Annotated in this window: 12 protein-coding genes; 8 read left to right on the top strand and 4 right to left on the bottom strand. The window is 72.3% G+C overall.

Features of this window, described 5'->3' with window-relative positions; all coding sequences use genetic code 11:
• The first annotated feature begins 62 nt into the window (after positions 1–62).
• From CG723_RS16265 to CG723_RS16240, 6 genes are all read left to right on the top strand, one after another.
• On the top strand, positions 63–1,136 hold the full coding sequence (locus CG723_RS16265; RefSeq protein WP_100594116.1) for a LacI family DNA-binding transcriptional regulator: 1,074 nt from the start codon (positions 63–65) through the stop codon (positions 1,134–1,136).
• The gene (locus CG723_RS16260; RefSeq protein ID WP_100594115.1) at positions 1,133–2,731 is read left to right on the top strand and encodes a sugar ABC transporter ATP-binding protein; all 1,599 of its coding nucleotides are present in this window, start codon (positions 1,133–1,135) and stop codon (positions 2,729–2,731) included. Before CG723_RS16265 ends, CG723_RS16260 begins: the two co-directional genes overlap by 4 nt.
• Entirely contained in the window at positions 2,721–4,667 is a 1,947-nt protein-coding gene (locus CG723_RS16255) for an ABC transporter permease/substrate-binding protein (RefSeq protein WP_100594114.1), read from the top strand. The genes CG723_RS16260 and CG723_RS16255 overlap by 11 nt, the downstream gene beginning before the upstream one ends.
• 59 nt (positions 4,668–4,726) lie before the next feature.
• Positions 4,727–5,626, top strand: coding sequence for a ribokinase (locus CG723_RS16250; protein WP_100594317.1), 900 nt, complete (start codon positions 4,727–4,729; stop codon positions 5,624–5,626).
• Positions 5,623–6,012 carry a D-ribose pyranase gene (rbsD, locus tag CG723_RS16245; protein WP_100594113.1) on the top strand — a complete coding sequence of 130 codons (390 nt, stop codon included), beginning with the start codon at positions 5,623–5,625 and terminating at the stop codon, positions 6,010–6,012. Before CG723_RS16250 ends, rbsD begins: the two co-directional genes overlap by 4 nt.
• Before the next feature lie 223 nt (positions 6,013–6,235).
• Positions 6,236–6,691: a DUF937 domain-containing protein gene (locus tag CG723_RS16240; RefSeq protein ID WP_100594112.1), complete on the top strand. Its 456-nt coding sequence runs from the start codon at positions 6,236–6,238 to the stop codon at positions 6,689–6,691.
• A 21-nt stretch (positions 6,692–6,712) separates the two neighbouring features.
• Here the strand turns inward: CG723_RS16240 and CG723_RS16235 are convergent, their stop codons facing one another.
• Genes CG723_RS16235 through CG723_RS16225 form a run of 3 tightly spaced genes read right to left on the bottom strand, consistent with a single transcriptional unit; the run spans position 6,713 to position 9,848 of the window.
• Positions 6,713–7,510 (bottom strand): sugar phosphate isomerase/epimerase family protein, encoded by a 798-nt coding sequence (locus tag CG723_RS16235; protein WP_100594316.1) that lies wholly within the window; start codon positions 7,508–7,510, stop codon positions 6,713–6,715.
• 32 nt (positions 7,511–7,542) lie between these two features.
• A complete protein-coding gene (locus CG723_RS16230) occupies positions 7,543–8,694 on the bottom strand; it encodes a dihydrodipicolinate synthase family protein (protein ID WP_100594111.1) in 1,152 nt (383 codons plus the stop codon).
• Entirely contained in the window at positions 8,691–9,848 is a 1,158-nt protein-coding gene (locus CG723_RS16225; protein WP_100594110.1) for a Gfo/Idh/MocA family protein, read from the bottom strand. Before CG723_RS16225 ends, CG723_RS16230 begins: the two co-directional genes overlap by 4 nt.
• A gap of 166 nt (positions 9,849–10,014) precedes the next feature.
• Here CG723_RS16225 and CG723_RS16220 point away from each other — a divergent pair, with 166 nt between their 5' ends.
• Entirely contained in the window at positions 10,015–11,079 is a 1,065-nt protein-coding gene (locus CG723_RS16220) for a LacI family DNA-binding transcriptional regulator (protein ID WP_100594109.1), read from the top strand.
• A 43-nt stretch (positions 11,080–11,122) separates the two neighbouring features.
• Here the strand turns inward: CG723_RS16220 and CG723_RS16215 are convergent, their stop codons facing one another.
• Positions 11,123–12,553 carry an alkaline phosphatase family protein gene (locus CG723_RS16215; RefSeq protein WP_100594108.1) on the bottom strand — a complete coding sequence of 477 codons (1,431 nt, stop codon included), beginning with the start codon at positions 12,551–12,553 and terminating at the stop codon, positions 11,123–11,125.
• Between the two features lie 355 nt (positions 12,554–12,908).
• On the opposite strand from CG723_RS16215, the gene CG723_RS16210 reads away from it, so the two are divergent.
• The gene (locus CG723_RS16210; protein ID WP_100594107.1) at positions 12,909–13,709 is read left to right on the top strand and encodes a sugar phosphate isomerase/epimerase family protein; all 801 of its coding nucleotides are present in this window, start codon (positions 12,909–12,911) and stop codon (positions 13,707–13,709) included.
• The last annotated feature ends 63 nt before the right edge of the window (positions 13,710–13,772 follow it).

The following is a 13,772-nucleotide window of genomic DNA, read 5'->3' as shown; positions in this document are numbered from 1 at the left end:
CGTTGCGCACCAGGTTCCGGAACCCGTTCCGGTCCGTGCAGCCACAAGGAGGTGGTCCCGCGATGGCGAGCATCAAGGACGTCGCCGCGGCGGCAGGTGTCTCCGTCGCCACGGTCTCGCGGGTGCTGAACAGCCACCCGTCCGTGAGCCCGGACGCCCGCGCACGCGTGCTCGGCGCCGTCGAGTCGCTCGGCTACCGCCCGAACGCCGTGGCCCGCTCCCTGCGGACCGCCCAGACCCGCACGCTCGGCCTGGTCATCAGTGACGTACTCAACCCGTACTTCACCGAGCTGGCCCGCTCCGTGGAGGAGGAGGCCCGCTCGCTGGGCTACAGCGTCATCATCGGGAACGCGGACGAGCAGCCCGACATACAGGACCACCACGTACGCACGCTCGTCGACCGGCGCATCGACGGCCTCCTCGTCTCCCCCACCGACGGCGGCTCGCCGCTGATGCTGGAGGCCGCTCGGTCCGGTACGCCGATGGTCTTCGTCGACCGCTGGATCCCGGGCGTGGACGTGCCCGTGGTCCGGTCCGACGGACGCACCGCCGTGCGCGACCTGGTGGCCCATCTGCACGCCCTCGGCCACCGCCGCCTCGCCATCATCGCGGGGCCCGCCGCCACCACGACGGGCAGCGAGCGCGTCGAGGCGTTCCGCGAGGCGCTCGCAGCGTTCGGGATCGCACTGCCGGACGCCTACATCGGGCAGGGCGACTTCCAGGCGGACAGCGGCCGGCGCGCGACGGAGCGCTTCCTCGCCCTGTCCGAGCCGCCCGAGGTCGTGTTCGCCGCCGACAACCTGATGGCGCTCGGCGCGCTCGACGCCATCAGGGCCGCCGGGCTGCGCGTGCCGCACGACATCGGGCTCGCGGCCTTCGACGACATCCCCTGGTTCGTGCACACCGACCCGCCGGTGACGGCGATCGCCCAGCCGACCAAGGACCTCGGCCGGGCCGCCGTAAGGGCCCTGATCGACCGCATCGAGGGCAGGCCTCCGCAGTCGGTGACGCTGCCGGCGCGTCTGGTCGTCCGCCGGTCCTGCGGCGAGGCGGGGACCTCTGAGGCCCGGACCCCGGCCCCCACGGCTCCCGCAGACACCCCCACCGCCACGACCTCAACGAGGAGGAACCCGTGAGCAACCCGGAAAAGCGGCCCGGCCAGGAGCCGGCCGAGCCGGCCGACGAGCTGCTGCGCATCGAGGGGATACGCAAGACGTTCCCCGGCGTCGTCGCGCTCGACAGCGTCGACTTCGATCTGCGCCGCGGCGAGGTGCACGTACTGCTCGGCGAGAACGGCGCGGGCAAGAGCACCCTCATCAAGATGCTCTCCGGCGCCTACCGGCCCGACGCGGGCCGGATCGTCGTCGACGGCCAGGAGGCCCGTATCCACGGGGCGCAGGACGCCGAGCGTCTCGGGATCGCCACCATCTACCAGGAGTTCAACCTCGTCCCCGATCTGACGGTCGCCGAGAACATCTTCCTGGGCCGCCAGCCGCGCCGCCTCGGGCTGATCGACCGCAAGAAGATGGAAGCCGACGCCGAGGAGCTGCTCCGGCGCGTCGGCCTGACGGTGTCGCCCCGCGCCCGGGTGCGCGAACTGGGCATCGCCCGGCTCCAGATGGTCGAGATCGCGAAGGCTCTGAGCCTGGACGCCCGCGTCCTGATCATGGACGAGCCGACGGCCGTGCTCACCTCGGAGGAGGTGGACAAGCTCTTCGGGATCGTGCGCGCGCTGCGCGAGGACGGCGTCGGCGTCGTCTTCATCACCCACCACCTGGAGGAGATCGCCGCGCTCGGCGACCGCGTCACGGTCATCCGCGACGGCAGGAGCGTCGGCCAGGTCCCCGCGTCCACCCCCGAGGCCGAGCTCGTACGGCTCATGGTGGGCCGCAGCATCGAGCAGCAGTACCCGCGCGAGCGGCCCCGACTCGACGCCACCGACGCCCCGTTGCTGCGGGTCGAGGGACTGACCCGCGACGGGGTCTTCCACGACGTGCACTTCGAGGTGCGGGCCGGCGAGGTCGTCGGCATCGCGGGCCTCGTGGGCGCGGGCCGTACCGAGGTCGTCCGTGCCGTGTTCGGCGCCGACCCGTACGACAAGGGCACGGTCGAGGTCGCGGGCGCGCGGCTGCCGCGGCACGACGTGAACGCGGCGATGGCCGCCGGCGTCGGGCTCGTGCCCGAGGACCGCAAGGGGCAGGGCCTCCTCCTGGACGCCTCAGTCGAGGAGAACCTGGGCCTCGTCACCCTGCGTTCGGCGACCCGCGCGGGCCTCGTGGACCGCAAGTCGCAGCGCGTCGCGGCCGCCCGCATGGCCGAGCAGCTCGGCGTGCGCATGGCCGGGCTCGGCCAGCATGTGCGCACCCTGTCCGGCGGCAACCAGCAGAAGGTCGTCATCGGCAAGTGGCTGCTCGCCGACATCAAGGTGCTCATCCTCGACGAGCCGACGCGCGGCATCGACGTCGGCGCGAAGGTCGAGATCTACCAGCTCGTCAACGAACTCACCGCGGCCGGGCACGCCGTCCTGATGATCTCCAGCGATCTGCCGGAGGTCCTCGGGATGAGCGACCGGGTCCTCGTCATGGCGCAGGGCCGGATCGCGGGCGAACTCGCGGCCGGCGAGGCGACCCAGGACTCCGTGATGGCGCTCGCCGTCAGCACCGCGGCATCCCCGGCATCCCCGGCAACCACCCCCGAACACAATGAAGTGGAGGGCTCCCGTGGCCACTGACACGCTCAAGAGCAGCACGGCCGGCGCGGGTGGCCTGCGCCGCGTCCTGCTCGACAACGGCGCGCTGAGCGCCCTGGTCGTCCTGGTCATAGCGATGTCGCTGCTGTCCGGCGACTTCCTGACCACACAGAACCTGCTCAACGTCGGCGTGCAGGCCGCCGTGACCGCGATCCTCGCGTTCGGCGTCACCTTCGTCATCGTCTCGGCGGGCATCGACCTGTCGGTCGGCTCCGTGGCGGCGCTGTCGGCGACGGTCCTCGCGTGGGCCGCGACCAGTGAGGGCGTCCCGGTGTGGATCGCCGTGATCCTCGCCGTCGTCACCGGTATCGCCTGCGGATTCGTCAACGGCGCCCTGGTCTCGTACGGCAAGCTCCCGCCGTTCATCGCGACGCTCGCGATGCTGTCGGTGGGGCGTGGCCTGTCTCTCGTCATCTCGCAGGGCAGCCCGATCCCGTTCCCGTCGTCCGTCTCGCGGGTCGGGGACACGCTGGGCGGCTGGCTGCCGGTGCCGGTGCTCGTGATGATCGTCATGGGTCTGATCACGGCGCTGATCCTGGGCCGTACGTTCATCGGCCGGTCCATGTTCGCGATCGGCGGCAACGAGGAAGCGGCGCGCCTGTCGGGTCTGCGCGTCAAGCGGCAGAAGGTCGTCATCTACGCCCTGTCGGGCCTGTTCGCCGCGGTCGCGGGCATCGTCCTCGCCTCGCGTCTGACCTCCGCGCAGCCGCAGGCCGCGCAGGGTTACGAGCTGGACGCCATCGCCGCGGTCGTCATCGGCGGCGCCTCGCTGTCCGGCGGCGTCGGCAAGGCGTCGGGCACGTTCATCGGCGCGCTGATCCTCGCCGTGCTCAGGAACGGCCTCAACCTCCTTTCCGTGTCCGCGTTCTGGCAGCAGGTCGTCATCGGCGTCGTCATCGCGCTCGCCGTTCTCCTCGACACCGTGCGCCGCAAGGCGGGCGCGACCCCGACGGCCGCCGGCGCCACGTCCGGGCCGGGCGGCTCCAAGGGCAAACAGGCCGCCCAGTACGTGATCGCGGCCGTCGTCGCCGCGGCGATCATCGGCGGCATCTCCCTCTGGAACAACGGCTCTTCGGGCAAGTCGACCAAACTCGGCCTGTCCGTCTCGACGCTGAACAACCCCTTCTTCGTGCAGATGAAGGCGGGCGCGCAGGCCGAGGCGAAGAAGGAGGGCGTCAAGCTCACGGTCACCGACGCCCAGAACGACGCGTCCCAGCAGGCCAACCAGCTCCAGAACTTCACCAGTGAGGGCATGAGCTCGGTCATCGTGAACCCCGTCGACTCCGACGCCGTCGGTCCCGCCGTGCGCGGCGCCAACAAGGCCGACATCCCCGTCGTCGCCGCCGACCGCGGCGTCAACAAGGCGAAGACAGCCACGCTCGTCGCCTCCGACAACGTCGCGGGCGGCCGCCAGGCGGCGAAGACCCTCGCCGACAAGCTCGGCGGCAGCGGGAAGATCGCGATCCTCCAGGGCACGGCCGGCACCTCCGCCAGCCGGGAGCGCGGCCAGGGCTTCGCCGAGGGCATCAAGGCGTACCCCGGCATCAAGGTCGTCGCCAAGCAGCCCGCGGACTTCGACCGCACCAAGGGCCTCGACGTCATGACGAACATGCTCCAGGCCAACGCGGGCGTCGACGGCGTCTTCGCCGAGAACGACGAGATGGCCCTCGGCGCGATCAAGGCGCTCGGCTCCAAGGCCGGCAAATCCGTCGCCGTCGTCGGCTTCGACGGCACGCCGGACGGCCTCAAGGCCGTCGAGGCGGGCACGCTGTACGCGTCCGTCGCGCAGCAGCCGAAGGAGCTCGGCCGGATCGCCGTGCAGAACGCGGTCAGGGCGGCGAAGGACAAGAAGGTCGCGCAGATGGTCAAGGTGCCGGTGAAGGTCGTCACCTCGAAGAACGTCGCGAGCTTCAAGTGACCGTCGCGCGTTCCACGTCGCCCATCGAGAACACGGAGATGACGGAGAAAGTGACAGCGATGCACGACTACGACCTGTTGGTGGTGGGATCGGCCAACGCCGACCTGGTGACCGTCGTCGAGCGCCGCCCCGGCGCCGGGGAGACCGTCCTCGGCTCGGACCTCGTCGTCCACCCGGGCGGCAAGGGCGCCAACCAGGCCGTCGCCGCCGCGCGCCTCGGGGCCCGTACGGCACTGCTCGCGCGGGTCGGCGACGACGGGCACGGGCGGCTGCTTCTCGACTCGATGAAGTCGGCTGGCGTCGACCCGGTCGGTGTCCTCGTCGGCGGGGCGCCCACCGGGGTCGCCCTGATCACGGTGGACCCGTCCGGGGACAACAGCATCGTGGTGTCACCGGGTGCCAACGCCCGGCTCACCCCACAGGACGTCAAGGCCGCAGGCAGCCTCTTCCAGGCGTCGCGGGTCGTCTCGGCGCAGCTGGAGATCCCGCTCGACACGGTCGCGGAGGTCGTACGGGCCCTGGCGCCGGGCAGCCGGTTCGTCCTCAACCCGTCCCCGCCCGCTCCCCTGCCCGCCGAGGTCCTCGCGGCCTGCGACCCGCTCATCGTCAACGAGCACGAGGCGCGGGTCGTGCTCGGGGCGGACGTCACCGGCGAGCCCGAGGACTGGGCGCCGGCGCTGCTCGCCCTCGGACCTCGCTCCGTCGTGATCACGCTGGGCGCCGAGGGCGCGCTGGTGGCCGACGGCACGGGGACGCGCCGTGTGCCGTCCGTCAAGGTGACGGCCGTGGACACGACCGGTGCGGGGGACGCCTTCACGGCGGCGCTGGCATGGCGGCTCGGCGCGGGCGAGAGCCTCGCGGACGCGGCGGCCTTCGCGGCCCGCGTCGGCGCGGCGGCGGTCACGAAGGAGGGCGCGCAGGCGTCGTACCCGACGACCGCCGAGGTCACGGCGCTGTGAGGAAGGCCGGAATACTCAACCGCCACCTGGCCGGCGCGCTCGCCGAGCTGGGCCATGGCGACGGCGTGCTCGTGTGCGACGCGGGCATGCCGATCCCGGCGGGGCCGCGGGTCGTGGACCTGGCGTTCCGGGCCGGTGTCCCGTCGTTCGCCGAGGTCCTCGGCGGGCTCCTGGACGAGCTGGTCGTGGAGGGCGGGACGGCCGCTGCCGAGATCCGGGCCGCGAACCCCGGCGCCGCGGGGCTGCTCGCGGAGCGGCTGCCCGCGCTCGCCTTCGTCCCGCACGAGGAGCTGAAGGAGCTCTCGCGGGGGGCGCGGCTCGTCGTCCGTACGGGAGAGGCGCGGCCGTACGCGAATGTGCTGCTGCGCTGCGGGGTCTTCTTCTAGGCAGGTCAGCAGGTCCTGCTTGCAGGCATGCAAAAGGGGGCCCGGTCGGCGGACCGGGCCCCCTGACGCTTCCCCTCCCCATCAGGACCCCCGCGATCCCCCCGGATCCCCCTCCAGAAGTCCTGATGCCACATACGACCCGCCAATCGCGGAAAGGGTTGCACGGTCGGCCCGGAATCTTTTCGGGGTGCCGACACAGTGGGGCAGACGTAGCGTTTCGGGCATGAGTGAAAACACCGGATCTGCCGGACCCTCCCTGCAGAAGGACGTACTCGACGAGCTCGGCGACGACCGGCTGAGCGAGATCGCCGGGCTGCTCGGTACGGACGCGGCGGGCGCGCAGGACGTCGTGAGCACCACCGTCTCCGAGCTCTCCGGAGGGCTCAGGGAGAAGGCCACGGCCGACCCCCAGCAGGCCGAGGAGGTCCGGCAGGCGCTCGCCGAGACCGAGGAGCAGCAGCCGTTGCAGGGCGTCGCCGCCTTCGGCGGGCTGGCCGGCGGCGGTCTGATGGCCGGGATCCTGGCGAAGATGAGCCGGCCCGTCGCGACCGCCGTCGCGAAGAAGACGGGCCTGCCGCCCGCGACGGTGACACGGGTCATCGAGCTCCTGGTCCCGGTGGTGCTCGCGGTCTTCACCAAGCGGGCCGCGGGCAGGAAGGCGGGCCGCGGCCCCCTGTAGGAGGCCGCCCGCCCGGAAGACTCAGCCGGCGTGCCGCACGAAGCGGTCCGCCGTCTCCGCGAGGACCTCGCGCCCGTCGCGCGCCCACAGCCCGTCGTTGAACAGCTCCACCTCGATGGGCCCCGCGTATCCGGCGGCCTCGACCAGGCCGCGCCACGCGCGCATGTCGATCGCGCCGTCGCCGATCTGGCCCCGCCCGTTGAGCACGCCCTCGGGCAACGGCGTCGTCCAGTCGGCCAGTTGGAAGGCGTGCAGCCGCCCGCCCGCCCCCGCGCGCGCGATCTGCGCGGGCGCTCGGTCGTCCCACCAGATGTGGTACGTGTCCACGCAGACGCCGACCTGCCCGGCGGGGAAGCGCTCCGCCAGGTCGAGCGCCTGCGTCAGCGTCGACACGACGCAGCGGTCGGAGGCGTACATCGGGTGCAGCGGCTCGATCGCGAGCCGGACGCCCCGCTCGGCGGCGTACGGGCCGAGCTCCGCGAGCGCGTCGGCGATCCGCTCCCGCGCGCCGTGCAGGTCCCTGCTGCCTTCGGGGAGGCCGCCGGAGACCAGGACGAGGGTGTCCGTGCCGAGCACCGCCGCCTCGTCGACGGCCGCGCGGTTGTCGTCGAGGGCCCGCCCGCGCGCGTCCGGGTCGATCGCGGTGAGGAAGCCGCCCCGGCACAGCGTGGTGACGGCGAGCCCCGCGCCCCGTACGAGCTTCGCCGCGGCCTCGACCCCGTACGTCTGCACGGGCTCGCGCCACAGGCCGACACCCGGGACGTCCAACTCGGCGCAGGCCGCGACGAGTTCTTCGAGGCCGAGCTGCTTGAGGGTCATCTGGTTGATGGAGAAGCGGTCGAGTGCGTGGCTCACTGGTCGACTCCGTACACGCTGAGCAGGGACTTCATCCGGGTCTCGGCGAGGGCGGGATCCGGGAACAGGCCCAGGCCGTCGGCGAGTTCGTAGGCGCGGGCTAGGTGGGGTAGCGGGCGGGCCGACTGGAGGCCGCCGACCATCGCGAAGTGGGACTGGTGACCCGCGAGCCACGCGAGCAGGACGACGCCCGTCTTGTAGAAGCGGGTCGGCGTCTCGAAGAGGTGCCGGGACAACTCGACGGTCGGGTCGAGCAGTTCACGGAACTTGGCGGTGTCCCCCGTGTCGAGGACGCGCACCGCCTCCGCCGCGAGCGGGCCAAGCGGGTCGAAGATGCCGAGGAGCGCATGGCTGAACCCCTGCTCGTCACCCGCGATCAGCTCGGGGTAGTTGTAGTCGTCCCCCGTGTAGCAGCGCACGCCCCGCGGGAGGCGGCGGCGCAGCTCGACCTCGCGCCGGGCGTCCAGGAGCGAGACCTTGATGCCGTCGACCTTGTCCGGGTGCGCGGCGATGACGTCGAGGAACGTCTCCGTGGCGGCGTCGAGGTCCGGCGAACCCCAGTAGCCCTCCAGGGCGGGGTCGAACATCGGGCCGAGCCAGTGCAGGATGACGGGCTCGGATGCCTGGCGCAGCAGATGCCCGTAGACGTCGAGGTAGTCCTCGGGTCCGGACGCCGCGGCCGCCAGGGCCCGCGAGGCCATGAGGATCGCCTGCGCGCCCGTCCCCTCCACGAGTGCGAGCTGCTCCTCGTAGGCCGCGCGGACCTCGGCGAGCGTGGCGGGCCCGGACAGCTGGTCGGTGCCCACCCCGCACGCGATGGCGCCGCCGGCCGACTTCGCCTCGGCGGTCGAGCGCCGGATCAGCTCGGCCGCGCCCGCCCAGTCGAGGCCCATGCCGCGCTGGGCGGTGTCCATGGCCTCGGCCACGCCCAGGCCGTGCGCCCACAGATGACGGCGGAAGGCGAGCGTCGCGTCCCAGTCGACGGCGGCCACGTCGGGGCCGGCGTCGTCGAGCGGGTCGGCGACGACGTGCGCCGCCGAGAAGACGGTCCGCGACACGAGCGGCGCGCCCGTGGTGGAGGAGGCCGGCTCGGCACGCGGGGTGTAGTCGCGCAGCGAGCCGCCCGGGCCGGGGAGTCGGATCGTCACAGCGAGATCTCCGGTACGTCCAGGCGGCGGCCCTCCGCCGACGACTTCAGGCCGAGCTCGGCGAGCTGCACGCCGCGGGCACCGGCGAACAGGTCCCAGCGGTAGGGCGCGTCGGCGTACACGTGCTTGAGGAACAGCTCCCACTGCGCCTTGAAGCCGTTGTCGAACTCCTGGTTGTCGGGGACCTCCTGCCACTGGTCGCGGAAGGAGTACGTGGCCGGCAGGTCCGGGTTCCATACGGGCTTCGGGGTCGCAGCGCGGTGCTGGACACGGCAGTTGCGCAGCCCGGCGACCGCGGAACCCTCCGTGCCGTCCACCTGGAACTCGACGAGCTCGTCCCGGTTGACCCGCACCGACCAGGAGGAGTTGATCTGCGCGACGGCGCCGCCGTCGAGCTCGAAGATGCCGTACGCCGAGTCGTCGGCCGTCGCGTCGTACGGCTTGCCGCCCTCGTCCCAGCGCTGCGGGATGTGCGTCGAGGCCAGCGCCTGCACGCTGGTCACGCGGCCGAACAGCTCGTGGAGCACGTACTCCCAGTGCGGGAACATGTCGACGACGATGCCGCCGCCGTCCTCCGACCGGTAGTTCCAGCTCGGCCGCTGCGCCTCCTGCCAGTCACCCTCGAAGACCCAGTAGCCGAACTCGCCGCGCACGGACAGGATCCGCCCGAAGAAGCCGCCGTCGATGAGGCGCTTGAGCTTGAGCAGGCCCGGCAGGAACAGCTTGTCCTGGACGACGCCGTGCTTGATGCCCTTCGCCTTCGCCAGGCGGGCCAGTTCGAGCGCGCCGTCGAGGCTCGTCGCCGAGGGCTTCTCCGTGTAGAGGTGCTTTCCGGCGGCGATGGCCTTCTTGAGCGCCTCCTCGCGGGCGGACGTGACCTGCCCGTCGAAGTAGATGTCGATCGTGTCGTCGGCGAGGACGGCGTCGAGGTCGGTGGAGACGTTCGCCGGGTCGAGGCCGTGCCGCTCGGCGAGCGCGAGCAGCGCGTGCTCCCGGCGGCCGACGAGGACCGGCTCCGGCCACAGCACCGTGCCGTCGCCGAGGTCGAGGCCACCCTGTTCGCGCAGGGCGAGGAGGGAGCGGACGAGGTGCTGGCGGTAGCCCATGCGCCCCGTCACCCCGTTCATGGCGATGCGCACCGTCTTGCGTGTCACGAGAGTCCCTTCGTACAGACGCCGATGAAGAACACGCTCGTCGTAGCAAGCGCTTTCTATATGGGAAGAAGCTAGCCTCTGCACAGCCGGTCGGACAAGACCGGAGGCTGATGAAACGGGATGCGAGGCCGGACGGGGGACCGGACGGCGACCGGAGGATGATGCGATGACCGTGACCCTGGCGGACGTGGCGGCACGCGCCCAGGTCTCCCCCGCCACCGTGTCCCGCGTGCTGAACGGCAACTACCCCGTGGCCGCGGCCACGCGCGAGCGGGTGCTGCGCGCGGTGGACGACCTCGACTACGTGCTGAACGGGCCGGCCAGCGCCCTGGCCGCCGCCACCTCCGACCTGGTCGGCATCCTCGTCAACGACATCGCCGACCCGTTCTTCGGGATCATGGCGGGAGCCGTGCAGTCCGAGATCGTGGGGCCCGGCGGGCGCGCGGGCGGCGAGCGGCTCGCGGTCGTGTGCAACACCGGCGGGTCGCCCGAGCGCGAACTCACCTATCTGACGCTCCTCCAGCGCCAGCGGGCCGCGGCCGTCGTCCTCACGGGCGGCGCGGTCGAGGACGCCGAACACGCCAGGGCGATCTCCGGGAAGCTGCGGCGGCTCGCGGACGCCGGGACGCGGGTCGTCCTGTGCGGGCGGCCGCCCGTGCCGGACGCGGACGCGGTGGCGCTCGCCTTCGACAACCGCGGCGGCGGCCGGGCGCTCACCGACCACCTGCTCGACCTCGGCCACCGCAGGATCGGGTACATCGCGGGCCCCGAGGAACGGACGACGACCCGTCACCGCCTGGAGGGACATCGCGCGGCGCTGGCGGCGCGGGACGTGCCCGACGACGCCGGGTGGACCGTGCACGGCCCGTACGACCGGCGGTCCGGTTACGAGGCGACGGTCGAACTCCTGCGCCGCGAACCGTCGCTGACGGCCGTGGTCGCCGCGAACGACACGGTGGCGCTCGGCGCGTGCGCCGCGCTGCGGGAGGCGGGCCTGAGCATTCCGGGCGACGTGTCGGTGGCCGGCTTCGACGACCTGCCGTTCAGCGTGGACGCGGTACCGGCCCTGACGACGGTCCGGCTGCCGCTGGCGGAGGCGGGGGCCCGCGCGGGCCGCATCGCGATGGGCCGCGAGGCGGCTCCCGCCGGGGGGATGGCAGTGGTGCAGGGGGAGTTGATGGTGCGGGGGTCTACGGGGGCGCCGTCCAGGGCGTCGGGATCGGGTGGGTGAGCGGGGCTCGCCTCCGCTCACCCACCCGCATCTCCCCTGACCGTCACACCTGCGGGCGACGGCCCCTCTCCTGGTGCGGGAAGTGCTGGTCCGCGCCCGGGAGCGTCGGCTTCGGGAGCGTGGCGACCTCCTGCTTCGCCTTCTCCAGCTGCTCCGCCGTGTCGTCGGGCAGGCGCGGGGCGTGCGGCCTGCCGTCGGAAAACCGGAACGCCGACGTGAGGTCGCCGAACGTGTCACGGCGCCAGTCGGTGATGTTGGGTTCCTCGACGCCGGTGAACCGTTCGAGGAACTGCAGGGCGGAGGTGTGGTCGAAGGTCTCGCTCGCGACCCAGCCGCCCACCGTCCAGGGCGACACGATGATGGCGGGCACCCGGAACCCGGCGCCGATCGGCAGCCCTTGGACGTACTCGCCCTTCGCCCCGGCGGGCGCCGTCGGCGGCGGCACGTGGTCGAAGAGGCCGTCGTTCTCGTCGTAGTTGAGGATGAAGGCGGTCTTCGCCCAGACCTTCGGGTTGGACGCGATGGCCTCGATCTTCGAGGCGACGAAGTCCGCGCCGGCCGCCGGCAGGTAGTCCGGGTGCTCGGACTGGTAGCTCGTCGGCATGATCCAGGAGACCGCGGGGAGCCGGTCGCCTCGGGCGTCGTCCTCGAACGTGCCCTCGGGCTGCGGCCGCACCCCGCGCTCATAGAGGTCGGAGCCGGGCTTCGCGTCCTTGAACGCCTGGAACTGCTCGAGCATGTTGCAGCCGTAGTCGTCGTCCTGCTGGTAGACCTTCCAGCTGACCCCGGCGGCCTGGAGGCGTTCGGCGTACGTCTTCCAGCGGTACGGCGTCGGCGCCTTGTTGGACAGGACCGGGCCGCCCTGCGTGCCGCCCGCGTCGATCGACCCGGTCATCCAGTACAGCCGGTTGGGCCATGTCGGGCCGAAGACCGAGCAGAAGTAGTGGTCGCAGATGGTGAAGGCCTCGGCGAGGGCGAACTGGAAGGGGATGTCCTCGCGGGTGTAATAGCCCATGACATAGGGGCCGTTGGCGCCGTCCGCCTTGCGGTGGGCGGGCAGCCAGCGGTCCATTCTGCCGCCGTTCCAGGCCTCGTGCTGGACGGACCAGGCGTGGCTGGTGGAGGGGATGGCCTGGGCGCTGGAGCTGTGCGTGTCGAGGTGGAAGGGGAGCAGGTACCCCTTCGGATTCACCGCGTCCGGCTGATAGAAGACCGAACGGCCGGTGTCCAGCTTGAGGGCCCGCGGGTCGTTGAAGCCGCGGACGCCGGACAGGGTGCCGAAGTAGTGGTCGAAGGACCGGTTCTCCTGCATCAGCATGACGACATGCTCGATGTCGCGCAGCGAGCCGCGCCGCGGCGGTCCCGCGGCGACGGCCTTCTGGACGCTCGGCGGCAGCAGCGAGAGGGCGGCGGCGCCTCCGAGCGCGCCTGCGGCCGAACCCAGCAGCCTGCGACGGGTGAAATCCTCGGGCATGGGGATCCCTTCATGCGACGGACGACCATGAACTCCCGTGGACAAAGGGGCGGTTGGGGCCTCGCTTGTCCACGGGTGTGCGGGGGCACGTGCGTTCCGGTGAGCCACTGTCCAGGGCCGAGGTGAGGCCCGCACGGGGCGGGCGATGAATACGTGGCCAACGCACGGAATCGGCTTGGCCAAGCCGTGACCCGCATGGCAGGGACGTTGCCGAAGCTTGGCGCGGCAAGGGGATTGGGCCGGGCGCGGTCAGGTGTCGCCGTCACCGGTTCCTCGCGCCGCCCCTTCACCCGGCCGCCGCATCCGCGCCGGGCGTCCCCTTGACCCCGCCCCGGAGCCCGGTAGCGTCCCCGCCATGAAACTGGCCTTCTCCACGCTCGGGGTTCCCGGGCTTCCCCTCGCCGATGTCGTGCGGCTCGCCGACGAGCACGGGTATCACGGTGTCGAGCTGCGCGCCCATCCCGAGGAACCCGTACACCCGGGGCTCGGGCCCGTCGAACGGGCCGACGCCGCCGCCGAGTTCAAGGCCGCCGGGGTCGAGATCCTCGGGCTCGCCGGGTACGCGCGGGTGGCCGCTCCCGGCGAGGACGAACCGGTGATCGCGGAGATCAGGTCACTCCTCGAACTCGCCCGTGACGTCGGCGCGCCCTGTGTACGCGTCTTCCCGGGCGGCGGCACGGAGCAGAGCCGCGCCGACGCCGACGCGACAGCTGCCCGGCGCCTGGGCACCGCCGCCGAGTACGCCGCGGACCTCGGCGTCCGCATCCTCCTGGAGACCCACGACTCGCACCGCACGGGAGCCGACGCGATGCGCGTGCTCGGCGCCGTCGGACACCGGCAGGTCGGCGCCCTGTGGGACGTCATGCACACGTGGCTCGGTGGCGAGCAGCCCGTGGCGTCGTACGCGGCGCTGTCCCCGCACCTGGGCTACGTACAGGTGAAGGACATCGCGGGCGCCGACGACACGACGCCGCTCGCGCTGGGCACAGGCGTGCTGCCGCTCACCGAGGTCGTGGACGTGCTGTGCCGCGAGGGCTGGGACGGGTGGCTGTGCTGGGAGTACGAGAAGCGCTGGTATCCGGACGCCGCCCCGCTGCCCGGGCTCCTGACGGCCGGACGTGAGCATCTCGCCCGGCTGCTCAACGAGTCGGCATAGCCCGCCGGGCGAGACGGGCATCTGTGGGGCTGCTGCGAGGACGGGCGGCCATCCCTGTGGTGC

It is taken from the genome of Streptomyces sp. CB01635, from assembly GCF_002803065.1.
Classification (GTDB): domain Bacteria; phylum Actinomycetota; class Actinomycetes; order Streptomycetales; family Streptomycetaceae; genus Streptomyces.
The sequence above is the reverse complement of the archived record's forward strand: the minus strand, read 5'-3'. Positions and strand labels throughout refer to the sequence as shown.